The 21,248-nt window shown below is 57.5% G+C and carries 23 protein-coding genes; 4 read left to right on the top strand and 19 right to left on the bottom strand.

Features of this window, described 5'->3' with window-relative positions; genetic code table 11:
- Window positions 1–7: 7 nt before the first annotated feature.
- Genes flgK through BUQ81_RS03045 form a run of 3 tightly spaced genes read right to left on the bottom strand, consistent with a single transcriptional unit; the run spans window position 8 to window position 3,291 of the window.
- The gene (gene flgK / locus BUQ81_RS03055; protein ID WP_074200900.1) at window positions 8–1,750 is read right to left on the bottom strand and encodes a flagellar hook-associated protein FlgK; all 1,743 of its coding nucleotides are present in this window, start codon (window positions 1,748–1,750) and stop codon (window positions 8–10) included.
- A 6-nt stretch (window positions 1,751–1,756) separates the two neighbouring features.
- Entirely contained in the window at window positions 1,757–2,185 is a 429-nt protein-coding gene (locus BUQ81_RS03050) for a rod-binding protein (protein WP_074200899.1), read from the bottom strand.
- A gap of 11 nt (window positions 2,186–2,196) precedes the next feature.
- Window positions 2,197–3,291: a flagellar basal body P-ring protein FlgI gene (locus BUQ81_RS03045; protein ID WP_234947307.1), complete on the bottom strand. Its 1,095-nt coding sequence runs from the start codon at window positions 3,289–3,291 to the stop codon at window positions 2,197–2,199.
- On the opposite strand from BUQ81_RS03045, the gene BUQ81_RS03040 reads away from it, so the two are divergent.
- Complete coding sequence (locus tag BUQ81_RS03040; protein ID WP_143598439.1) at window positions 3,275–3,496, top strand: hypothetical protein; 222 nt, start codon at window positions 3,275–3,277, stop codon at window positions 3,494–3,496. The two genes, BUQ81_RS03045 and BUQ81_RS03040, sit on opposite strands and share 17 nt — an antisense overlap.
- 22 nt (window positions 3,497–3,518) lie before the next feature.
- Here BUQ81_RS03040 and BUQ81_RS03035 read toward each other — a convergent pair whose 3' ends face one another.
- The 9 genes from BUQ81_RS03035 to BUQ81_RS02995 all read right to left on the bottom strand — a co-directional run bounded on the left by BUQ81_RS03035 (window position 3,519) and on the right by BUQ81_RS02995 (window position 11,732).
- Window positions 3,519–4,214, bottom strand: a complete 696-nt coding sequence (locus tag BUQ81_RS03035) for a flagellar basal body L-ring protein FlgH (RefSeq protein ID WP_074200896.1) — start codon at window positions 4,212–4,214, stop codon at window positions 3,519–3,521.
- Between the two features lie 13 nt (window positions 4,215–4,227).
- Complete coding sequence (gene flgG / locus BUQ81_RS03030) at window positions 4,228–5,019, bottom strand: flagellar basal-body rod protein FlgG (RefSeq protein WP_074200895.1); 792 nt, start codon at window positions 5,017–5,019, stop codon at window positions 4,228–4,230.
- Between the two features lie 12 nt (window positions 5,020–5,031).
- On the bottom strand, window positions 5,032–5,784 hold the full coding sequence (locus tag BUQ81_RS03025; protein WP_074200894.1) for a flagellar basal body rod protein FlgF: 753 nt from the start codon (window positions 5,782–5,784) through the stop codon (window positions 5,032–5,034).
- A gap of 268 nt (window positions 5,785–6,052) precedes the next feature.
- On the bottom strand, window positions 6,053–7,693 hold the full coding sequence (locus BUQ81_RS03020) for a flagellar hook protein FlgE (protein ID WP_074200893.1): 1,641 nt from the start codon (window positions 7,691–7,693) through the stop codon (window positions 6,053–6,055).
- 43 nt (window positions 7,694–7,736) lie between these two features.
- Window positions 7,737–8,444, bottom strand: a complete 708-nt coding sequence (locus BUQ81_RS03015; RefSeq protein ID WP_074200892.1) for a flagellar hook assembly protein FlgD — start codon at window positions 8,442–8,444, stop codon at window positions 7,737–7,739.
- Window positions 8,445–8,455: 11 nt separating this feature from the next.
- Window positions 8,456–8,875 (bottom strand): flagellar basal body rod protein FlgC, encoded by a 420-nt coding sequence (flgC, locus tag BUQ81_RS03010; protein ID WP_074200891.1) that lies wholly within the window; start codon window positions 8,873–8,875, stop codon window positions 8,456–8,458.
- 13 nt (window positions 8,876–8,888) lie between these two features.
- Window positions 8,889–9,296, bottom strand: coding sequence for a flagellar basal body rod protein FlgB (gene flgB, locus BUQ81_RS03005; RefSeq protein ID WP_074200890.1), 408 nt, complete (start codon window positions 9,294–9,296; stop codon window positions 8,889–8,891).
- Between the two features lie 193 nt (window positions 9,297–9,489).
- Window positions 9,490–10,755, bottom strand: a complete 1,266-nt coding sequence (locus BUQ81_RS03000; RefSeq protein ID WP_074200889.1) for a hypothetical protein — start codon at window positions 10,753–10,755, stop codon at window positions 9,490–9,492.
- On the bottom strand, window positions 10,755–11,732 hold the full coding sequence (locus BUQ81_RS02995; RefSeq protein ID WP_074200888.1) for a chemotaxis protein: 978 nt from the start codon (window positions 11,730–11,732) through the stop codon (window positions 10,755–10,757). Before BUQ81_RS02995 ends, BUQ81_RS03000 begins: the two co-directional genes overlap by 1 nt.
- A gap of 59 nt (window positions 11,733–11,791) precedes the next feature.
- On the opposite strand from BUQ81_RS02995, the gene flgA reads away from it, so the two are divergent.
- From flgA to flgN, 3 genes are all read left to right on the top strand, one after another.
- A complete protein-coding gene (gene flgA, locus BUQ81_RS02990; protein WP_074200887.1) occupies window positions 11,792–12,496 on the top strand; it encodes a flagellar basal body P-ring formation chaperone FlgA in 705 nt (234 codons plus the stop codon).
- A 134-nt stretch (window positions 12,497–12,630) separates the two neighbouring features.
- Window positions 12,631–12,948 (top strand): flagellar biosynthesis anti-sigma factor FlgM, encoded by a 318-nt coding sequence (gene flgM / locus BUQ81_RS02985; RefSeq protein ID WP_074200886.1) that lies wholly within the window; start codon window positions 12,631–12,633, stop codon window positions 12,946–12,948.
- A 3-nt stretch (window positions 12,949–12,951) separates the two neighbouring features.
- On the top strand, window positions 12,952–13,428 hold the full coding sequence (flgN, locus tag BUQ81_RS02980) for a flagellar export chaperone FlgN (RefSeq protein ID WP_074200885.1): 477 nt from the start codon (window positions 12,952–12,954) through the stop codon (window positions 13,426–13,428).
- 53 nt (window positions 13,429–13,481) lie between these two features.
- On the opposite strand, the gene BUQ81_RS02975 is transcribed toward flgN, so the two are convergent.
- The 7 genes from BUQ81_RS02975 to queA all read right to left on the bottom strand — a co-directional run bounded on the left by BUQ81_RS02975 (window position 13,482) and on the right by queA (window position 21,152).
- Window positions 13,482–13,985 (bottom strand): hypothetical protein, encoded by a 504-nt coding sequence (locus BUQ81_RS02975; RefSeq protein ID WP_234947305.1) that lies wholly within the window; start codon window positions 13,983–13,985, stop codon window positions 13,482–13,484.
- Window positions 13,985–15,562, bottom strand: coding sequence for a peptide chain release factor 3 (locus tag BUQ81_RS02970; protein WP_074200945.1), 1,578 nt, complete (start codon window positions 15,560–15,562; stop codon window positions 13,985–13,987). The genes BUQ81_RS02975 and BUQ81_RS02970 overlap by 1 nt, the downstream gene beginning before the upstream one ends.
- Window positions 15,563–15,647: 85 nt before the next feature.
- Window positions 15,648–16,631, bottom strand: a complete 984-nt coding sequence (gene secF, locus BUQ81_RS02965; RefSeq protein WP_074200884.1) for a protein translocase subunit SecF — start codon at window positions 16,629–16,631, stop codon at window positions 15,648–15,650.
- A gap of 9 nt (window positions 16,632–16,640) precedes the next feature.
- Window positions 16,641–18,527, bottom strand: coding sequence for a protein translocase subunit SecD (gene secD, locus BUQ81_RS02960; RefSeq protein WP_074200883.1), 1,887 nt, complete (start codon window positions 18,525–18,527; stop codon window positions 16,641–16,643).
- Window positions 18,528–18,598: 71 nt separating this feature from the next.
- Window positions 18,599–18,946, bottom strand: a complete 348-nt coding sequence (gene yajC / locus BUQ81_RS02955) for a preprotein translocase subunit YajC (RefSeq protein WP_074200882.1) — start codon at window positions 18,944–18,946, stop codon at window positions 18,599–18,601.
- 57 nt (window positions 18,947–19,003) lie between these two features.
- Window positions 19,004–20,119, bottom strand: coding sequence for a tRNA guanosine(34) transglycosylase Tgt (tgt, locus tag BUQ81_RS02950; RefSeq protein WP_074200881.1), 1,116 nt, complete (start codon window positions 20,117–20,119; stop codon window positions 19,004–19,006).
- On the bottom strand, window positions 20,109–21,152 hold the full coding sequence (gene queA / locus BUQ81_RS02945) for a tRNA preQ1(34) S-adenosylmethionine ribosyltransferase-isomerase QueA (RefSeq protein ID WP_084188200.1): 1,044 nt from the start codon (window positions 21,150–21,152) through the stop codon (window positions 20,109–20,111). Before queA ends, tgt begins: the two co-directional genes overlap by 11 nt.
- Between the last annotated feature and the right edge of the window lie 96 nt (window positions 21,153–21,248).

Genomic DNA, 21,248 nt, shown 5'->3' with positions numbered 1-21,248 from the left:
AACTCCTTTAGCGGATCACGCCGATGAGGGTGTCGAACAGCGTGTTGGAAACCTGAATGATCTGTGCCGAAGCCTGATACGCCTGCTGGAAACGCATCAGGTTGGCCGCCTCTTCATCCAGATTAACGCCGGAAATGGACTGCAAACGGTCAGTCACCTGCTTGAGCACCTGCTGCTGGCTGTCCAGATTGATCTGCGTGCCATGGGTATAGAGCCCCACCTGTGAGGCCATGCGCGAATAGCCCCCCAGGATCGTCTCGGCCGGCTGACCGCTGGCATCCTTGTAGAGAATTTCCTTGTTGGCCAGGTTGGCCAGATTGGCGATATTGGTGTTGTCGCCCGCAGGCGCAGGTGTGCCCGGCACATTGGGATCCTCGCCACGGGTCGCCAGGTCGTTAGGGTCGGAGATCACCTTGCCAAACTGCTGCATCATGTCCTGATAGGGATGCACGATATAGGTATCCCCGGCCGTTTTGGCAGTGGTGCTTGTGGTGTCGAATACCAGTCCTTCAAACAGAGTCTTGGTACCATCTGCGATGGTGCCCAGGTTCTGCCCAGAGGCGGCATCGAACACCTGGAACTGGGTACCGTCCCACTCCAGCCTGTAACTGCGCGGCACCATATCGGCCTGTGCCTGCTCCACCTGTGCGGGTGTGAGGCTTAATGGGGGGGTGGTGTAATCCGGAATGTTGTTGGTAATGCGAATGCCAGTGCCATCTTCGGCACCCGCATTGTCACGGTTGCCCAGCGCAGTCGTATCCAGTGGCGCAAACAGATCGCCACCTGGGTTGCCACCCAAGTCCCATCCCTGACGGTGCTGGTTGTTCATGGCGGCGGTGAAGCCGGCTAGTGTCAGTCCCAGGGCTTCCTGCGCCGGATCGAGCATGTTCTTGCGGAAATCCAGCACCCCCCCAAGCTGCCCGCCGCTGATCAGATCGCTGACGATGCGTTTCTGATCACCGATGGTCATGTAAAGTTCGGTGCGGTCTTCGTTGGTATAGGGGCTACGCTCGGCCGTGAAGCTGGTACGCGTGTTGTCAGAGAGCAGCGGCAAGCTGCCATTGCCCACATACACGTCAAGGTAACCGTTTTTCTGCTCGAACACGCGCACATCCAGCAGCTTGCCCAGCTCCATCACAGCCTGATCCCGCTTGTCCAGCAGGTCATTGGGCGGAAAAGTGCCGTTATTCTGCGCCTTGAACACCGCCTCATTGGCGCGCTGAATCACATCCAGCTGCTGGTTGACCTCGTCCACCAGTGCACTGATCTGGGCATTGGTCTGGCTCTGGTTATCGGTGAGGAAGGCCGTGATGTTCTGGATGTGACTCTCCAGATTGGTCGCCTCGTCCAGCACCATCTGACGGTTTACACTGGATAGCGGCTCATTGGAGAGGTTCTGCAAGCTATCGAAAAAGCGTTGCAGGAACTGTTGCACGCCATTGTCATTGGCAGCGATGATGCCCTCCACTTCCTTAGCACTATTAAGCGCGCCGTCATAGCGCTGCTCCAGTGAGGTGGCCTGCAGTTGCTGCCGCCACACATAGTCGGCATATACGCGCTGTATGGTATCCACGCGGCTGCCGCCCCCGCCAAAGGCACCACCGAAAATTTGCGGCGAATTGCTGACTATTTCAGCCCGCTGGCGGTTATAGCCCTCGGTATTGACATTGGCCACGTTATGGCTGGTGACATCCAGGGCGCGCTGAAACGCCTTGTTCGCACTCAGGGCAATGGTGAGCATGTCAGCCATGATGCATTATCCTTCTGGTCGGTTGAACCCGCGCAGCTTGAGCTGATCGAGGGTGGATGGCAGCTTGTTCTCTTGTTTGAGTTTTTCGTATTCGTCCACCGACAGCACCGGGTGCTTCGGTGAGAGCTGCTCCACCAGTTGATCGGCCAAACCCATTGAACCTTTAGCCGCAATATCCTGCGCCAACTGCTTGTCACGCCAATCCTCAAAAAATGCCTGCCGCTCGGAGGTCATCAGGTGCTCATCGTCAAAGTTCACCTTGCGCGCCTGCTTGAGCACCATTTCCAGAAACAGTGCCTCGAACTGTTTGGCCACCTGTTTCAGTGCGGCCTTTTCATCCGTATGCGACAGACTGCGCAGTTCGTTCAGACCCTTGAGGTTGGTATAGGTTTCCCAACTGGCCGCGGCATCGGGTGTCAGGTTGGTCATGTCCATGCCTTGCCTCCTCAGATGATCATCAGCTCGGCCTGCAGGGCACCGGCCTGCTTGAGCGCTTCGAGAATCGCCACCAGGTCACTGGGGGCTACCCCCACCTTGTTAACCGCCTGCACGATCTGATCCAGCGTGGTGCCCGGACCAAACTTGAACATGCGCTTGTCACCCGCTTCTTCCACATTGACAGCACTACTGGGGGTCACCTGCGTATTGCCGCCGGCAAACGGGTTGGGTTGCGAGACCACATTGTTTTCCGAAATCTTCACCGTCAGTCCTCCGTGGGTCACCGCTGCGGGCATGACGCGCACACTCTTGCTGATCACAACCGTGCCGGTACGGGAGTTGACGATCACTTTCGCCGGACCATCGTCCGGGTCCACTTCGATGTTTTCCAGCATGGAAATGAACGAAACACGCTGTGATGGAATGCGCGGTGCCTGCACCTGGACGGAGTCCGCATCCAGTGCGCGGGCGGTACCTTCGCCAAACTGCTTGTTGATGGCATTCATCAGACGGGTGGCGGTGGTGAAATCCGGCGTGCGCAGGTTAAGAGTGATGGTGTTGCCCCGCTCGAAACCGGTCGGTACCGCACGCTCCACCAGCGCGCCGTCCGGGATGCGGCCTACACTGGGCACGTTGACAGTGATGCGCGAGCCGTCCGCGCCGCTGGCATCCAGACCACTGACCACCAGATTGCCCTGCGCGATGGCATAGACATTGCCGTCAATCCCCTTCAGCGGCGTCATCAGCAGCGTACCGCCGCGCAGACTCTTGGCATTGCCCAAGGAAGAAACCGTCACATCGATCTTCTGCCCCGGCTTGGCAAAGGCGGGCAACTCCGCGTGAACGGCTACGGCTGCAATATTCTTTGAGTTGGTCTTCAATCCAGGTGGAATATGGATACCGAACTTGTTGAGCATAGACTTCAGGCTCTGCTCGGCAAAGGGGGTCTTGTCACCACTGCCATTGAGACCAACCACGAGACCGTAGCCCACCAGCATATTGGGGCGGACGCCGGTAACAAAGGCAAGATCCTTGATGCGCTCGGCCCACGCCGTAGTGGCCGAGATCAGCAACAGGGCAGTGAGGATGAGTTTTCTGGTCATGGTCATGCTTCCTTGTGTGTTAGCGACTGTCGGCTTTTTGTCTCTGTCGCATGAAAGGAAGCAGAAGGTGTGCCAAAAAGCTAAAGAAAAACGAGAAACGGCCGAAACAAGCGTTGCGGCGGTTTGCGGGCATAAAAAACCGGCCTGCCAAAAAGGAGATCAGAAAAAGCAGACCGGTGTGGAAACGATTTTTCCCAAATTTTAGATCGATCAGTCAAAGTTGTGCATCAAAGCGGCCAGTATTTGGTGAACCACTTGTTGACGGCGCTGGGTCGGGTTACATCACCCGCATAGCCGGTATCCTTGTAGATCAGACGCACATCCGCCACCTTGGTGGAGTCGATGGTGTTGTCGGGCTGGATGTCTTGTGGACGGATGATGCCGGCAAAGCGCACCACCTCTTCCCCATCGGATACCGTAATCCACTTTTCCCCCCGCACCACCAGATTGCCGTTGGGCAGCACTTCGGTCACCATTACGGCGATCTTGCCGGTAATGCTGGAGTCCTGTTTCACATCACTCTTGCCGTTAAAGGCGGTCTTGGAGCCCGAAATGGAGAGCGGATTGAAAAAGCCTGTTGCTTCTTTCAGGATCTGACTGTCGGTGCGACCGAACAGCTTGACTGAGCCGCCATCGTAATCGTTGCTCCTGTTGTATTTCGCCTCATCCTTCTTCTTCGCCTTGAAGCTTTCGATCAGGTTGATGGTGATGATGTCGCCTACATTGTGGGCGCTGGCGTCATCGAACAAGGTCATCGCCTGGTGAGGTTGATACAACGATCCATTCTTAGGCGAGGTCTTCTTGACCGCACCTGGCGGGTAATAGGGCTCGTAGCTGAATTTTTCCATCCGCTCCGGCGCGGTGGAGCACCCCACCAGTGCGGCGGTGGCGGTCAGTGCAAGCAGTATGCGCAGTGCGTTCATGGCTTACCCCTCATCAGACGGTGTTATTGAGGAACTTGAGCATGCCGTCGGCGGCGGCGATGGTCTTGGAGTTCATTTCGTAGGTACGCTGTGCTTCGATCATGTTGATCAGCTCCTCGGCCGTATTCACGTTGGACGCCTCCAGCGCCCCCTGAATCACACTCCCCGCATCCTCAGTCCCCGGGTTGTTTACCGTGGGTGCCCCGGAAGCCTGGGTTTCCCGGTAGAAGTTCTGACCAATGCTTTCCAGACCCGCCGGATTGATGAAGGTGGCCAGCTGAATCTGGCCGATTACATTGGGCGCGATATCACCGGGTACACGCACCGACACCTGCCCATCCTGCGAAATCATGATCTCAGTAGCGTTTTGCGGCACATTGATATTGGGCTCCAGCAGATAACCGGAACTGGTGACGATATCCCCATTCTGGTTCAGCTGAAACGAGCCGTCACGGGTGTACATGATCTGCCCGTTCTGGTCCAGCACCTGAAAGAAGCCCTTGCCATTGATGGCCACATCCAGCTGCTGCTGCGTCATGATCAGGTTGCCCTGGGTATGCAGCTTCTGCACGCCGACGGTTTTCACGCCGGTGCCCAGCTGCAGGCCGGATGGCAGCGTATTGGCCTCGTCCTGGGTACTCTGCGCACCCGGCTGACGCACGTTCTGATAGAGCAGATCTTCGAATTCGGCACGCCCGGCCTTGTAGCCATAGGTGTTGGCATTGGCCAGGTTGTTGGAAATGGCGGCCAGACGGGTCTGCTGAGCCTCAAGGCCGGTTTTGGCGACATACATTGCACGAATCATGGCTCACTCTCCTTAGCTCAGACGCAGCAGCTTGTCCGATTCGGCGGCATGCTGCTTGGCCGTCTGCATCATCTTCACCTGCATCTCGTATTTGCGCGACAGGGCCAGCATGGTGGTCAGCGCTTCGGCCACATTGACATTGGAGCCTTCCAGCGCGCCCTTGATCAGATGCAGATCTGCACGCACCAGCCCTTCCTCACCCTGCAGCACCCCGGGCTTCAAACGGATATAGCCATCCAGTCCCTTTTCCAGATCCTTTACATTGGGAGACACCATGCGCAGCTGATCCACTACAACGGGGTTATTGTTGGGAGCATCGGCAGGCACGATGGAAATGGTGCCATCCTGGCCGATGTCGATCTTGCGGTAGGGTGGCAGAAAAATGGGCGCTCCGGTGATATTCAGAATAGGGTTGCCATGGGCATCCACCAGATCACCGTTTTCCAGCACGCTCATACTGGCGGTACGGGTGTAAGCTTCGGTGCCGTCCGGTGCCTGAATAGCGAGGAACCCGTTGGGCACCACCACATCCAGGTCGCGCCCGGTGACCTTGACCGGTCCCGGTGTGAAATCCGTGGCCGGGCGCTCATCCAGCGCATAGGCGCGGTCATCCCAGCCCGGCCCTTCCACATGCATGGCGCGGAACTGATTGAAGTCCTTCTTAAAGCCATCGGTGGTGGCATTGGCCAGGTTGTTGGCGTTGTTGGCCTGGGCCAACATTACCTCCTTGGCGCCACTCATGGCTATGTAGACCATTCTGTCCATGGTCACGTCCCTTGTATAACGTTTTTTCTGGTGTAGATAAATCCGGGTGGCCTGGACCACCCGGGACACCATTTGGTTTTATATCGTTCCCTTGTGTGTCAGCGACTTGACGCCTGACGTTGGTGTCGATGAAGTTATAGCGAAGAGCGTGCCAACTTTAGCTAAAGTTTCACGAAAGTTGGCCGATAAAAGTTATGGCAAATTTTTGCCATAAAAAAGCCGGCAAAAATTGCCGGCAACCGACCAGAAAAATTAAATGATTAAAGCATTACAGGTTGAGGATGGTCTGCGTAAGCTGCTTGGAGGTGGAGATCACCTGCGCACTGGCCTGATACATGCGCTGGGTCTGAATCAGGTTCACCAGCTCATTGGCCACATCCACATTGGAGGACTCGATGGCGCCGGACACCAGCGAACCAAAGCCGTTCTGCGACGGCGAGCTCATGCTGGGCGGGCCGGACTGGTAGGTTTCCGCGTAGGTCTGGCCGCCCAGTTTTTCCAGCGCGTTCTTGTCGGTGAAATTAGCCAGCGCCAGTTTCGCCACCGGCACGGAGCGACCATTGGAGTAGCGTGCCTCGATCACACCGTCACGGCCCGTTGACAGGCCGACCAGATCACCCACCTTGTAGCCGTTCTGAGTCACGCCGCGCACATTGTAGGTGCCGGAATACATCGTCATCGGGCTCACATCCAGCTTGATTTCCAGGGTTGTCGCCTTGGGATTGCCCAGCGGGTCGGTGGCACCGGTGGAGGGCGTGAAGGTATCCGTGCCGGGCGTGTAGACCCCATCACCGCCGGTGTCCTGCCACTTGCCGACGATCCACTGCATGGCGGGGTTGCCAGTCACATCGACCCAGGATGTATGGGGCAGCGGATCGTCGGGCGTGCCGTTGGCGTTTGAATCGGTCGGGCCCTGGACATTGGTGTAGTCAGGCATGTAGGTCCTGACCAGTTTGCCATTGGTGTCGAAGATCAGTTCAAACACCTGGCCCGAGTCTGCGGTCGCCCCGTTCAGATCGGCTGAAGCGGGATCATAGCGCCAGCCGGAGGTTTTCCATTCACCGGTGGCGGGATCCTTGTCCTCCATCGTATACTGCACGATCCAGCTGGTATACTTGTCATTGTTAGCATCGCCGTCCAGGTCCAGGTCGGATGCCGAGCTGACGACGCCACGCTTATAGTAGTTGGCGGTCAGACGGTGCTCGCCGCCCAGCGAATCATAGACGATCTTGTTGGTGGAAAAATCGGGAAAGCCGTTGTAGCTGCCGTTTGGAGTACCTGGATTGATGGAGTCGCCCTTGGGCGCAATCAGCTTTTTCAGATTGTCCGTGTCACCGACCGAATCCCCTACCGCAATATTATTGGGATCCGCGCCATTAACAAGGTTGGGTGTCGCCTCGCCATCCAGATTGATGTCGAACTGCATCTCATCGGTCGCCCGCGGCGTCTTGTTCAACTCATCCAGGTCAATGGGATTCAGAGCGGTATCGAAAACGGGATTGGTTTCGGTGGAAAGGGCATCGTTGCGCAGGTAGCCCAGCACCTTGTTGCCGTCCTGGGTTGTCAGGTAGCCGTCCTTGTCCACCTTGAACGAGCCGTTGCGGGTGTACAGCTGGGGATACTTGCCGCTCTGGTCTTCCAAAATGAAGAATCCTTCCCCGTCGATGGCCATATCCAGTTCACGGCCTGTCTGCATCACCGCCCCCTGGCTGAAGTCCTGGGTAATGGCATTGACGCGCACGCCCCGTCCCGGGTTGGTCTGTGCTCCGGAAAAAATGTCGGCGAACTCGGCCCGGGAACTCTTGAAGGCAAAAGTCTGCGCATTGGCCAGGTTGTTGGAAATCACCGCCATGCCCTGCGAGGCACCGTTGATGCCGCTCAATGCTGTCAAGTCGTAAGCCACACCCATCGTCTCATCTCCCTTGTGTGATATCTCTTTGTTTGATTGTGATTTATTGTGAAATCTCGCGCACGTTATTCATGTCAACCACTTCGCCCGTGGCCAAGGTCAACTTCAAGGTGCCGCCATCCTGGATGGCCACACTGGTCACCCGAGTGGGCAAAATAGTGGCAATGCTCTGAATCTCACCGTTTTCATCTTCGCCGTAGGCGATTACCTTGTAGGGCCCGGCCGGCACATTCTGCCCAAGGCTGTCCGTGCCATCCCAGTTAATCACCTGCTCTCCTGCATTGACCGTGCCAAGATCCATCTCTTTCACTACGCCACTGCCGTCACTGATAACCAACTTCGCATCCTTGAGAGGGGTGGCAATATCCAGCTTGATCTGCTCCGGCTGTCCTGCCACATGCTCCAGCGACTCTGCCTGAACCTTCACATGCTTGCCGATCAGCGTGGCCGCCTGCATGGTCTGCAGATTGGCAAAGCCCTGCACCACTTCGGCCATGGACTTGTTGAGCTTCAGCGTCGCTTCCAGCTGGTTGAAGCCGGTCAGGTCGGTGATCATGTCCTTGGGATCCAGCGGATCGGTTGGGTCCTGGTTTTGCAACTGCGTGGTCAACAGGCGCAGGAAATCTTCCTGCCCCAGCTGCTGCATGCCATTTTTAAGTTTCGACGGGTCCGATGGCGCATTGAGCGCAGACAGCAGCTCATCGGGTGAGGGCTGCGTCGTGGGTAATGTGGGAGCGGTATTTATCTCCATGATTCAGTTCCTTATTTGCCCAGCTGGATGGTGCGCAGCATCAGCTGCTTGGAGGTATTCATTACTTCGATATTGGTCTGATAGGAGCGCGAAGCAGACAGCATGTCGGCCATCTCTTCCACCACATTGACGTTGGGTCGAAAGATATAGCCGTCCTTGTTTGCCATGGGGTGGTTGGGGTTGTACTCCATTTTCAGCGGTGCCTGCGACTCCACAATCTCCTTGATACGCACGCCCCCGCGTGGATCAATGCCCGTTTCGGCCTGGGACTCCAGAATCGTCTGAAAAACCGGTTTTTTCGCCCGATAGGTTTCCTCGGCATTGGAACTGACCGAATCGGCATTGGCCAGATTGGAGGCGGTGGTATTCAGCCGCACGGTCTGGGCATGCATGCCCGTGGCTGAAATGTCGAGGATGTCAAACATGCTCATGGCTCATGCTCCCTCAGTTACCGCCGCGCAGGGCGTTACGGATGCCCTTGATGCGCCCGTTGATAAATTCCAGCGTAGTCTGATACTGGATGGCGTTCTCCATGAACTGCGCCTTTTCAATGTGCGGCTCTACCGTATTGCCATCCAGCGAAGGCTGGGTCGGCATACGGTATTTGACAAATGAATCACCATCCATCGGCTCGCCCTGGGCATCGATATGCCGTGAGTTCGTACGAGCCAGATGCACCGGCGGCTCGCTCTTCAGCCCCTGCTGCGCCTGCGTGAGCGCACCCCGCCAATCTATATCCCGTGCCTTGTAGTTTGGGGTATCGGCATTGGCTAGATTCTGTGCCAGCAGCTTGGCGCGCTCGGAACGAACCTGCAGTGCCTGCTCATGAATGCCAAACAGTGAATGTGCCATGTTTCCAACACTCCCTTCTTCTGTGAAGGGATTAAGCAAGGCCAATGCCAAAACGTGCGAAAAGGATGTTTTTTTACTAAAGTCGGCAAAAAGTTGCCGCTATCGGCAGCAGGCGGCAAAACTTTAGCCTTTTCTTCTAGACACAAAAAAACGCGCCGAAGCGCGCCTTGAAAAAATGGAATGTCTGCTCGGCTTACCAGCTGCGCAGCCAGTCGCCCACGCTCAGCGGCTCCTTTTCTGCGATCACCTCGGCGATGGCAAAGCGATCCAGCACCCGCACCACACGCACGAAGCCAGCCGGCACCTCATCGGCACCCAGATTGCGCCCACCCATGCGCACCTCTGCCCCCTGACGATGGTAAACAGTCAGCTGATCCCCTTTGCGCAATCCGCTTTCGGGTGTGGCGAAAAAGATGACCTGCTTCTTGCCGTTTTCGTTGCGAACTTCAAGGATGCGACTCGCGAGCACGGCACACTTCAACGGATCAAGCGCCTGCCGAAGCTCCGCCTGCAAGGCGTCCATCAGTGCACGCCCTGTCGGCGTGGCAGCAAAGGCACCACTGCCAAACACGAGATCGCGGCTTACCCGCACCGCCCCTTTTGCCACGCAGTCGATATGCCCCTGGCGGACGATGCGGCCATGGTTGACATCCACCAGGTACCAGTCCACCGAAACGATGCGTGTATTGGGGGATTCATCATAGGTATAACTGCGCGCGATCTTGTGCCCCACCTGCTCCACTGCATCCGGAATATAGGGATTGTCCGGCTGATACTGCGTGGAAAGATCCCGAAAAACCGTCAGCAGGGCAAACTGTGCTCCGGTATCTTCCTGCAGCCGCTCGAGCACAGCCGGATCCAGATTCGGTCTCACCTGAGCTCCCGGAAAGAGTCCTGCATCGATGTCATCGGTGGTGACATTCCGATATCCCTGTTGACGGAAAGCGGCTTCCAGCCCGCTTACCCAGCCCGGCAACAGCTCCCGCAGGTCCCGCGCCTGATAAGGGTCAATGAGGGCGGGCGTCACGATCACCACGCGCGGCATGTAGTCGGCCGCCATGGGATTGGAGCATGCGGATTTGGCTGGGGCAAGGCACGCCTTGACGCGTACCGTATAAAGATGCGTCTCGGGATCCGCATCCTCCTCAAGAATATTGAAGCCCCTGACCACGGCGCGAGTGCGCACGCTTACCTGAGAGTGGGTCAGCTGAAAGTTTTCTGCCTGCTGAAGGCTGCTCACCTCGGCATTGCAGTGCAAGGCTGCATTTTCCAGGGCCTGACGCAAGGCCATCTGCCGAGCCCATGCGGTGTCCTTGCCCTGATAACTCGCCATGCCCCGGGAAATCACACAGCCCTGATCATCGGCCTGCTCACACGCAGGGGCTGCCACGGCGACGGCCTGCGCCACACACAACAATAGAAACAGCACGGGGCGAAACAGGACAGCACGCACCATCATCACCCGGCAGCCTGGGCCTTTTTCGTTTCCATCTCTTCCAGGCGCTCCATCACCAGCTGAGCCAGCTCATCAGAGTGCCACTTGGAGAGGAAGCGGTTTGCGCCCACCTTGCTGGTAAGGTTCTCATTGAAGCCACCCGAGAGGGAACTGTTCAGAACGATAAACAGGTCATTGAGACGCTCGTCCTCGCGCACCTTGCGAGTGAGTGTGTAGCCATCCATTTCCGGCATTTCAATATCGGATACCAGCATGAGAACGCGTTCGGCGACCGGCGGCGCCATGCCGTCTTCGGCATCCTTTGCCCATTTCTTCAACAGGTCATACGCCTTGCGGCCGTTGTCCACGATTTTGTAGTTGAGGCCGAGACTCTCAAAGATGGTGCGCAGCTGCTGACGCGCCACGGCCGAGTCATCCGCCGCCAGCACAAAGTAATTGCGCGCCGCTTCGCCGATGCGCTCCCTGGCCAGGGCAATGGTCTCTTCGGTGACCACGTCTTCCATGCCGGACACTTCAGCCAATACCTTCTCAACGTCGAGGATTTCGATGATCCGTCCCTCAAAGCGGGTCACAGCTGTCAGATAGGTGACATGCGCCAAGGTATCCGGCGGCGGCATGATGTCCTCCCAACGCAAATGCACGATGCGATCCACTGCGCGCACCAGAAAGCCCTGAATAGCCGAGTTGAATTCGGTCACAATCGTGAGGGAGTTTTCCAGGTCATCGATCGGCTTCAACCCCAGCGCCTTGGGCAGATCGATAATTGGCATGGTCTGTCCGCGGATATCCGCGACACCGACAATGCGATCGTCCGCCTTGGGTACCGGCGAGATCTTGGGTGTTTGAATGACCTCGCGCACCTTGAACACATTAATGCCAAACAGCTGCGGACCATCCAGCTGGAACATGAGCAGTTCCATGCGGTTCATGCCCGCCAGCGAGGTGCGCATATCCACGCTTTTCAGAAAATTACTCGACATGGCCTACCTCGTCTTGCCATAGAATAAATTTAAATCCATCTTAACCGGCCCTGCGACCAATGCAACCGCTACACAATCTCCTGCTGCTGACGCTGCTCACCTTGCTGACCCCGGCTGTCTGGGCAGCTGAGCCGTTTCAGGACTGGTCACCGGCCTATGAACAGCTTGCCAACCAGATCAAGCAAAAAATCGGCCAAGATCTGATCAATCCAAAAATTTCCATTCAGCCTCTCGGAAAACGCACCCGTCTGCCCGCCTGTAAAACACCCGTCTCGATCCAGCTTCCGGACAACACTCGACGAAAACTGACGGGGCGTTTCACAGCGCTGGTGCGCTGCAATGAACCCCACTGGAAAGTATTCATCAGCTACCGCATTAGCGGCCAGCGTCCCGTGATGGTCAGCACCACGCTTATCCCCCGCATGGCGACCATCAAGGCCGATATGGTGGCGCAACGGCTGATAGATGCCAGCCAGGTGCCACGCCAGGGCGCAACACAACCCGATCAAGTCATCGGTAAACGGGCACGCCGCGCCATTGCAGCGGGGCAAATCATTACGGCACAGATGTTGCTGCCGCCTTACTGGGTGTTTCGTAACAAGCCTGTCATTCTCATGACACGCATTGGCACGATCGAAATCCGCACCAAGGGCATCGCCCTGCGTGATGCGGTGGAAAACGAGGTGGTTGAAGTGCGCAACCTGCGTTCAGGACGGAAAGTACGGGGGATGGTGATCGCACCCAATACGGTGCTCGTCCCCTAAAGTTCCTCGACAGAGTGCCGATAACAGCGGTGAATACGGCAAAAAAACACGAAAAACATGATTTTCCGCTAAACTTTATTTAAGAACGGCCGAAAACAAAGATAACGACCGACCAGAACACAGGAACAACGCTGATGGACATCAAACATATCAATTCAGCTCTGCAGAACACTCGCCAGAATGATGCGGCACGCAAGGCGGACGAACCACAAGCCAAAGGCGCCGAGGCTCGCAGCGGTCAGGCAGGGACAAACGGTGCCGAACAGGTTTCCGTAACCGACGCCTCCCGTCAGGCTCAGGCGCTGAATGAAAAGGCACGTGATGTGCAGGTGGACAACCGCGAAAAGATCGAAGCGCTCAAGCAGGCCATTGCCGAAGGCAGCTATGACGTGGACGTTCAGGCGGTCGCCAAAAAACTGCTGCAAACGGAAGCATTATTCAGTACGCTGTAAGGCATGACGCATGCACACGCCAACACAACTGATCACCTGTTCAAAATCATCGACGAACTGCTCCCTTTGCTGGAGCAGTTTTTGTCTGTCCTGAAGCAGGAAAAAGACGCGCTGGCCCGCATGGATGCCGATGCCATCGTGGCATTGAGTGAACAGAAAAGCGCCCTGATTGACCAAATCTCCCCTTCGACCCAATCCCTGCAGGCGCACCTGCCCGATGGCACTTCCCTGCAGCACTACCTGAAGGTGCATGCCAGCTCCGACGATACCCTGCAAACGCTGAAGCGGTTTATCGAGGTAAGCGAGGCGGCGCAGGCGCTGCACCTGGAAAACGGGCTCACCCTGACGCGCCTGGCGCAAATTAACGAAGGCTTTCTGGCGCTATTGGCGGGACGGCAAGCCGATCCCACTTATGCCGAGAAGCTGGGACGAAAATCTTCCGCCCGCAGTCCGCAAGGCGGCGTACTCGGCAAGGCCTGAAAACGGCCAACCTGCTCACAAGGCCTTTCAAGGGCCCGTTAAATCCGCGCCAACTACCAGAGCTTGCGCCCTTCTGCCTGCCACTGCTGCACCGCCTGTTGAAAAGCCGGTGGTCCCCAGGCATACAGCAGCTGTTCCTTCTGCAGTTCCCCGTTTTCCTCGATGCACTCTGCCCAGATGAGCGGACGCATTTCCCGTTCGGCAAAGGCCTTCAGCCAGTTGAGGGCACGCGGCGGAATCCGTTTACCCACCGGCAGGGCCACATCCACTGGCAGGCTCTGCCAAGTCAGCTTGGCAAACAGCACCATGACCTTCGCCTCATCAGGCTTTATCCAGTCCGGCAAGGGACTGTTAGGCAACATCCAGCCGCACCAGAACTGCCGACAGGGATCGTCGGGGCGGTTCTCGTAAATGGCACATCCGCTGCCGGTACTGTGGGGACAAGGGTGCCCCGGCCAGGCTTCCTGACCGTCAATGGTGATACGCACCCACCCATCGCAACAGGCGGTACAGCCATCGCAGACGCGTTCCATGGGCTTGTTTCGTTTCTTTCCCATCAGTGCTCCCGCGTGGCGACAAATTGCAGTTCGGGCCAGCGCTCTTCCATCAACTGCAGATTTACACGGCTGGGCGCAAGATAGACCAGCTGATCCGCTGCATCGTAGGCCACATGCTCCTGCACCCTGGCCTTGAAGCGCTCAATTTCCTTTTCCGGCCCGATGACCCAACGCGCCGTATTGACCGAAACCGGCTCGAAGTCACACGCCACCTTGTACTCGTCCTTGAGCCGTTGTGCCACTACTTCAAACTGCAGCACACCCACGGCACCCAGAATGAGGTCATTATTCATCACCGGGCGAAACAGCTGCGTCGCCCCCTCTTCGGAGAGCTGCTGCAGACCCTTATGCAGCGCCTTCATTTTCATGGGGTCCTTCAGGCGAGCTCGCCGGAACAGCTCGGGGGCGAAATTGGGAATGCCGGTAAACTTGAGCGTTTCGCCTTCGGTGAAGGTATCACCGATCTGGATGGTGCCATGGTTGTGCAGACCAATGATATCCCCCGCCACGGCCGTTTCCGCCTGCTCGCGCTCGTTGGCCAGAAAGGTCAGCGCCTTGGCGATCTTGATATCCTTGCCGATGCGCACATGCCGCAGCGTCATGCCCTTGCGATACTGACCGGAGACGATGCGCATAAAGGCGATGCGATCACGGTGCTTGGGATCCATGTTCGCCTGAATCTTGAAGACAAACCCGGTCAGCTGCGGCTCGTCCGGGCACACGGTCCGCTCACGCGCCTCGCGACACTGGGGCGGCGGGGCATACACGGCAAAGGCGTCCAGCAGTTCCTGCAGGCCAAAGTTGTTGATGGCAGAGCCAAAAAAGACCGGAGTCAGGCGCCCCTCAAGAAACGCCTCAAGGTCGAATGCATGGCTGGCACCCCGTACCAGCTCGATCTCCTCGCGCAGCTCCTCTGCCTGATCGCCCAGCAACTCATCCAGGCGCGGGTTATCCAATCCTTCGATCACCTCCCCTTGGGCAGCCGTTTCGTTCTCCACCTGCTCGAAAATGCGTACCTGATCGTTATACAGGTGATAAATGCCACGGAAGCGCTTGCCCATGCCGATGGGCCAGGTCATGGGCGCACACTGAATCTTGAGAATCTCCTCAATTTCATCCAGCAGATCGATGGGGTCACGCCCTTCCCGGTCCAGCTTGTTGATAAAACTGAGAATCGGTGTATCCCGCAGACGACAAACCTCCATCAGCTTGATGGTGCGTTCCTCCACGCCCTTGGCGGCATCGATAACCATCAGCGCCGAGTCCACCGCCGTCAGGGTACGGTAGGTATCTTCGGAAAAGTCCTCGTGCCCCGGGGTATCCAGCAGGTTCATGACCACATTCTTGTAGGGAAACTGCATCACCGACGAAGTGACGGAAATGCCACGTTCCTGCTCCATCTGCATCCAGTCGGACGTGGCGTGTCGATCCGCCTTGCGGCCCTTGACCGCACCCGCCAGCTGAATCGCACCTCCGTACAGCAACAGCTTTTCCGTGACGGTGGTTTTTCCCGCATCCGGGTGGGAAATGATGGCGAATGTGCGCCGTTTATTGATTTCTTCGATCAGATTACTCATTTTGGCCTGCATATCCTGCAAACAAAGCGCGCGCAAAAATGCGCGCGTTAAAAAAGTCGGGGACCCCCCCTCTCAAACGGGAAAATCAGGAGCGGTTGCGCTGCGCCTCTGCTTCCAGAAAGGCCTGCTGCATCTCTTTCTCCAGCGCCTCGCGGTCCACCTCATCCTTGGGCGGCGCCATCAGGTCCTCCTTGCTCACACCCAGAATCAGCGCCAGGGCCGAGGCCACATAGATGGAGGAGTAGGTTCCCACACCAATGCCCACGATCAGCGCCAGGGCAAAGTTGTGAATGATCTCGCCGCCCAGGAAATAGAGCGCGAACACCACCAGCAAGGTGGTCAGTGAGGTCATGATGGTGCGCGACAGCGTCTGGTTGATGGAGATGTTCATCACCTCCTCCGGCGTCTTGTCGCGCAGAATGCGGAAGTTCTCGCGGATACGGTCGAATACGACGATGGTGTCGTTGAGAGAGTAACCGATGACCGCCAGTACTGCCGCCAGCACCGTCAGATCGAACTGCGCCTGGGTCCACGCAAATACCCCCAGCGTGATGATGACATCGTGCACCAGCGCCGCAATCGAGCCCAGCGCAAAACGAAACTCAAAACGCAACGCCACATAGATCAGGATGCCGATCAGGGCATAGAGCACTGCCAGCACCCCGTCTTCGCTCAGCTCATCCCCCACCTGAGGACCCACATATTCCACGCGGCGCAGCTCCACATCGGGATGGTGTTTTTTCAGCAGCTCCAGCACCTGATTGCTCACCTGTGCGCTGGTCATGCCTTCGCGCGGCTGAATGCGGATGAGCACATCGGTGGCGGAACCGAAGTGCTGCACGACCGCCTTGTCAAAACCACCCTGGCGCAGCACATCGCGCACCTCATTCAGGGCAACCGGCTTTTTGTAGCTCACCTCGATGACGGTGCCGCCCGTAAAATCGATGCCGAAATTGAACCCCTTGAGCACCATGCCAAGAATGGAGAGTGCAATCAGGGTGGCTGAAAACAGCAGCGCCCACTTGCGCAGCTTCATGAAATCAATTTTCTTGTCGCCCAGGTCAAACATGGTCAATCCTCAAATGGAGAGCTTTTCGACGCGCTTGCCGCCGTAGAGCCAGTTCACAATGGCGCGGGTCACCATAATGGCGGTAAACATGGAGGTGACGATACCGATGGACAGCGTCACCGCAAAGCCCTTGATTGGCCCGGTGCCAAAGCTGAACAGCACGATCGCCGCCAGCAGCGTAGTGATGTTGGCATCGGCGATGGTCATGAACGCCTTTTCGTAGCCGGCATGAATGGCGGTCTGAATCGACTGCCCGTTGCGCAGTTCTTCCTTGATCCGCTCATAAATCAGCACGTTGGCATCCACCGCCATCCCCACAGTCAGCACGATACCGGCGATGCCTGGCAGCGTCAGGGTAGCCTGCAGCAGCGACAGCACCGCCACGATGATGATCAGGTTCAGCGCCAGCGCGATATCGGCAATCACGCCGAAGACCTTGTAGCGCCACACCATGAACACCAGCACCAGCAGGAAGCCCACCACCACGGACATGAAGCCCTGTTTGATGTTGTCCGCGCCAAGGCTGGGGCCAATGGTACGCTCTTCTACGATCTCCATGGGTGCGGCCAGCGCGCCAGCACGCAGCAGCAGCGCCAGATTCTGCGCTTCCTGCGGGCTGTCGAGGCCGGTAATCTGGAAACGGTTGGCAAACTGATCGCGAATCACCGCCGCATTGATCACATCCTTGTTGACGCTGCGTTTCTTGATCTTGCGCCCATCCGGCCCGACAACCGTCTCCACCTTGTTTTCGATATAGACCACCGCCATGCGCTTGCCCACGTTCTTCTTGGTGGTGGCCAGCATCTTGCGTCCGCCCGCTGCATCCAGCGTCACCGACACCATTGGTGTCCCCGTCTGCTGTTCTAGACCAGACTGGGCGTTGATCACGTTTTCACCCGAAACGATCACGCGATCCTTCAGCAGAATGGGGCGGCCATCGCGGAAGTGATACAGACGACTGCCAGGTGGGACGCGCCCGGTACGCACCGCCTGCTCAGGGTCGTGACGCTCGTCCACCAGACGGAATTCCAGTGTGGCGGTCGCCCCCAGAATTTCCTTGGCGCGGGCCGTATCCTGCACACCCGGCAGCTGCACGACGATGCGGCGATCACCCTGCTGCTGCACGATGGGCTCAGCCACACCCAGTTCGTTGATACGATTGCGCAGCGTGGTGATGTTCTGCTTCAGCGCATAATCTTTAGTAGCCTTGAGCGTCTTGGGCGTCAGGCGGAAAACGAGATGCAGCGAGTCAGATGCCTTTTCATCCAGCTGCAGATCCTCGCCATACTGCTCAAGGATCAGTGCTTTGGCCTTTTCGGCATCCGCTGCGTTGCGAAAGCCCACTACCAGACGATCCTTTTCGCCCTTGATCATGCCGTAGCGGACCCTGTTTTCGCGCAAAAGGGTGCGGATCTCTTCACCGAAACGACGATAGGCCTTTTCCACCGCAGCTTCCATGTCCACATCCAGCAGGAAATGCACCCCGCCGCGCAGATCCAGACCCAGATACATGGGCTTGGCACCAATCGCCTCCAGCCATGCCGGCGTGGATGGCGCCAGATTCAGCGCCACCACTGCCTTGCGATCGATCAGCTTTTTAATGACCGACTTGGCCTTGAGCTGATCTTCCGGATTGTCGAAACGGATCAACAGCTGCTTGCCGTCGAACTCGACCTTCCTGGGCTTCAGGCCTGCCTGTTGCAGGGCCTGCTCGATCTCGTTGACCACTTTCTGATCGAAACTGACCATCTTGGCCGGCTGTACCTGAACCGCCGGATCCTCGCCAAACAGGTTGGGCAGCGCATATAGCGTGCTGACGAGAATGACCAGTGCGATCAGCACATATTTCCACAGCGGATAACGATTGGCGATGGTCTGGGTATTGGTTTGAAACATGAGAAGCTCTTAACGTATTGGCACAAACGCAAAAAGGGGCCTGCGCCCCTTTTCCTGTATCCCGGATCGACTTATTCGGCTGCCTTGCCTTTCAGGGTGCCCTTCGGCAACAGGCGCGCAACCTGCTGGCGCTCGACCTTGACCACGATGCCGTCAGCGATTTCCATATCGATAAAGTTGTCATCCAAATCACGGATCTTACCTACAATGCCGCCGTAGGTCACCACTTCATCCCCTTTCTTGAGAGATTCCACCAGTGCCTTGTGTTCCTTGACCTTTTTCTGCTGCGGACGGATCAACAGAAAATAGAAAATGACAAACAGGATCAGCAGCGGAATCAGGCCTTCCCAGCCGCCACCCTGTGCTTGCGCGGCACCCGCTGCTCCTTCTGCCCAGGCTTCATTGATAAACAGACTCATGGTTTACTCCTTCAATTCAAATGACAAATCGGCGCTATTGTGGCACAAAGGCCACGCTTATGCCAGCGGTGGCACCGGCAGCCCGCGGCGCGCATAAAAATCCGCCACAAACGCCTCGAATGTCCCGGCTTCGATCGCCTCGCGCATCTGCCGCATGAGATGCTGGTAGTAGTGGAGATTGTGGATGGTATTGAGCCGTGCACCGAGAATTTCGCCGCAGCGATCCAGATGGTGCAGGTAGGCTCGCGTATAGTTGCGGCAGGTATAGCAGTCGCAGTCCGGGTCCAGTGGCTGGGTGCTGTGCTTGTACACGGCATTGCGAATCTTGACGACGCCGGTGGAGGTGAAAAGAAAGCCGTTGCGGGCATTGCGGGTGGGGATCACACAATCAAACATGTCCATGCCGCGCCGCACGGATTCCACCAGATCTTCCGGCTTGCCCACGCCCATCAGATAACGGGGCCGATCCTGTGGCAACTCGGGGGCGGTGAAATCGAGCACCTTCATCATCTCGTCCTTGGGTTCTCCCACAGACAGGCCGCCAATGGCATAACCGTCAAAGCCGATTTGCTGCAGTGCCTCGGCAGAACGCTTGCGTAAATCCTCATACATGCCCCCCTGAACGATGCCGAACAGCGCGGCAGGGTTGTCGGCGTGCGCCCGCTTGCTGCGCTCCGCCCAGCGCAGCGACAGCTCCATGGACAGGCGTGCCGTTTCGTGATCGGCAGGATACGGCGTGCATTCGTCGAAGATCATGACGATATCAGAGCCCAGCTCGCGCTGAATCTGCATGGACTCTTCCGGTCCCATGAAAATCTTCGCGCCATTGATGGGACTGCGAAAGGTCACGCCTTCCTCGCGGATCTTGCGCATTTCGCCCAGGCTGAACACCTGAAAGCCGCCGGAATCGGTCAGAATGGGGCCGTCCCAGTGCATGAAATCGTGCAGATCGCCATGGGCACGGATAATCTCGGTGCCCGGGCGCAAGGCGAGATGAAAGGTGTTGCCAAGGATAATCTGCGCGCCGATCCCCTTGAGTTCCTCCGGGGTCATGGCCTTCACCGTGCCATAGGTTCCCACCGGCATGAACGCCGGCGTCTCCACCACACCGCGATCAAATATGATCCGCCCGCGACGGGCCGGGCCATCCGTTTTCAGCAGTTCAAATTTCATCAGGATCCTCTTTGGGATAAACCAGCATGGCGTCGCCATAACTGAAAAAACGGTACTTCTCTGCCACCGCGTGACGATAGGCATTCATGGTGCGTTCATAACCGGCAAAGGCACTGACCAGCATGATCAGCGTGGATTCGGGCAGGTGAAAATTGGTAATCAGCAGATCCACCTGCTGGAAGCGGTAGCCGGGAGTAATGAAAATGTCCGTTTCTCCCTGCATCGGCTGCAGGCGTCCCTCAACACTGGCACTTTCCAGACAGCGCACCGCGGTGGTACCGACCGCCACCACGCGACCGCCCCGGGCACGCGTGGCCTCCACCTGGGCCACCAGTTCCGGCGAGACCTCGATCCACTCGCTGTGCATACGATGCTCGCGAATATCATCCACCTGCACCGGCTTGAAAGTGCCCGCCCCCACGTGCAACGTCACGAAACCCTGCTCGACCCCCTTCTCCTTCAGTCGGCTCAGCAGGGCCTCATCGAAATGCAGACCAGCGGTGGGGGCAGCGACGGCACCTTCCTTGCGGGCATACACTGTCTGATAGCGTTCATGGTCAAACGCCTCGTCACTGCGCGCGATATAGGGCGGCAGGGGGATATGGCCATGGGCCGCCATGACGCCTTTCCAGTCCCCGTCTTCCAGTTGCAGGCGAAACAGCTCGGCTTCACGACCGAGAACGGCGACCGGCACCTGCCCTTTTATCAGCAGCTCGCTGCCCGGCCTGGGGCTGCGGCTGGCGCGCACATGAGCCAGCGCTTCACGCTCACTGAGGACCCGCTCGATCAGTATCTCCACCTTGCCGCCAGTCGCCTTCTGCCCAAACAGCCGTGCCGGCATTACGCGCGTATCGTTGAAAACCAGCAGATCCCCTGGCTGCAGATAGGCCTCGATATCCCGGAAGATACGATCTTCCACGCCATCGGGGCCCAGCACCAGCAGGCGACTGGCCGGACGCTCCGCCGTCGGCTGCTGCGCGATCAGCGATTCGGGCAGCTCAAAATCAAAGTCCTGACGCTTAAACATTTTCATGGCGCGCATTATACCGACCCGAAAGTTTTCGGCCTGCAGCTCTTGGAAACCGGTAAGCTGCCCCCACAAATTTAACGATAACAAAACAACAAGAAA

This window comes from Sulfurivirga caldicuralii (genome assembly GCF_900141795.1).
GTDB lineage: Bacteria > Pseudomonadota > Gammaproteobacteria > Thiomicrospirales > Thiomicrospiraceae > Sulfurivirga > Sulfurivirga caldicuralii.
This window is presented reverse-complemented; position numbering and strand designations above follow the sequence as displayed.

Bases quoted from the DNA above. Each gene is read 5' to 3' on its own strand.
- flgK (WP_074200900.1), bottom strand. From the start codon at position 1,750: ATGGCTGACATGCTCACCATTGCCCTGAGTGCGAACAAGGCGTTTCAG.
- BUQ81_RS03050 (WP_074200899.1), bottom strand. From the start codon at position 2,185: ATGGACATGACCAACCTGACACCCGATGCCGCGGCCAGTTGGGAAACC.
- BUQ81_RS03040 (WP_143598439.1), top strand. From the start codon at position 3,275: ATGAGTTTTCTGGTCATGGTCATGCTTCCTTGTGTGTTAGCGACTGTC.
- BUQ81_RS03045 (WP_234947307.1), bottom strand. From the start codon at position 3,291: ATGACCAGAAAACTCATCCTCACTGCCCTGTTGCTGATCTCGGCCACT.
- BUQ81_RS03035 (WP_074200896.1), bottom strand. From the start codon at position 4,214: ATGAACGCACTGCGCATACTGCTTGCACTGACCGCCACCGCCGCACTG.
- flgG (WP_074200895.1), bottom strand. From the start codon at position 5,019: ATGATTCGTGCAATGTATGTCGCCAAAACCGGCCTTGAGGCTCAGCAG.
- BUQ81_RS03025 (WP_074200894.1), bottom strand. From the start codon at position 5,784: ATGGACAGAATGGTCTACATAGCCATGAGTGGCGCCAAGGAGGTAATG.
- BUQ81_RS03020 (WP_074200893.1), bottom strand. From the start codon at position 7,693: ATGGGTGTGGCTTACGACTTGACAGCATTGAGCGGCATCAACGGTGCC.
- BUQ81_RS03015 (WP_074200892.1), bottom strand. From the start codon at position 8,444: ATGGAGATAAATACCGCTCCCACATTACCCACGACGCAGCCCTCACCC.
- flgC (WP_074200891.1), bottom strand. From the start codon at position 8,875: ATGAGCATGTTTGACATCCTCGACATTTCAGCCACGGGCATGCATGCC.
- flgB (WP_074200890.1), bottom strand. From the start codon at position 9,296: ATGGCACATTCACTGTTTGGCATTCATGAGCAGGCACTGCAGGTTCGT.
- BUQ81_RS03000 (WP_074200889.1), bottom strand. From the start codon at position 10,755: ATGATGGTGCGTGCTGTCCTGTTTCGCCCCGTGCTGTTTCTATTGTTG.
- BUQ81_RS02995 (WP_074200888.1), bottom strand. From the start codon at position 11,732: ATGTCGAGTAATTTTCTGAAAAGCGTGGATATGCGCACCTCGCTGGCG.
- flgA (WP_074200887.1), top strand. From the start codon at position 11,792: ATGCAACCGCTACACAATCTCCTGCTGCTGACGCTGCTCACCTTGCTG.
- flgM (WP_074200886.1), top strand. From the start codon at position 12,631: ATGGACATCAAACATATCAATTCAGCTCTGCAGAACACTCGCCAGAAT.
- flgN (WP_074200885.1), top strand. From the start codon at position 12,952: ATGACGCATGCACACGCCAACACAACTGATCACCTGTTCAAAATCATC.
- BUQ81_RS02975 (WP_234947305.1), bottom strand. From the start codon at position 13,985: ATGGGAAAGAAACGAAACAAGCCCATGGAACGCGTCTGCGATGGCTGT.
- BUQ81_RS02970 (WP_074200945.1), bottom strand. From the start codon at position 15,562: ATGAGTAATCTGATCGAAGAAATCAATAAACGGCGCACATTCGCCATC.
- secF (WP_074200884.1), bottom strand. From the start codon at position 16,631: ATGTTTGACCTGGGCGACAAGAAAATTGATTTCATGAAGCTGCGCAAG.
- secD (WP_074200883.1), bottom strand. From the start codon at position 18,527: ATGTTTCAAACCAATACCCAGACCATCGCCAATCGTTATCCGCTGTGG.
- yajC (WP_074200882.1), bottom strand. From the start codon at position 18,946: ATGAGTCTGTTTATCAATGAAGCCTGGGCAGAAGGAGCAGCGGGTGCC.
- tgt (WP_074200881.1), bottom strand. From the start codon at position 20,119: ATGAAATTTGAACTGCTGAAAACGGATGGCCCGGCCCGTCGCGGGCGG.
- queA (WP_084188200.1), bottom strand. From the start codon at position 21,152: ATGAAAATGTTTAAGCGTCAGGACTTTGATTTTGAGCTGCCCGAATCG.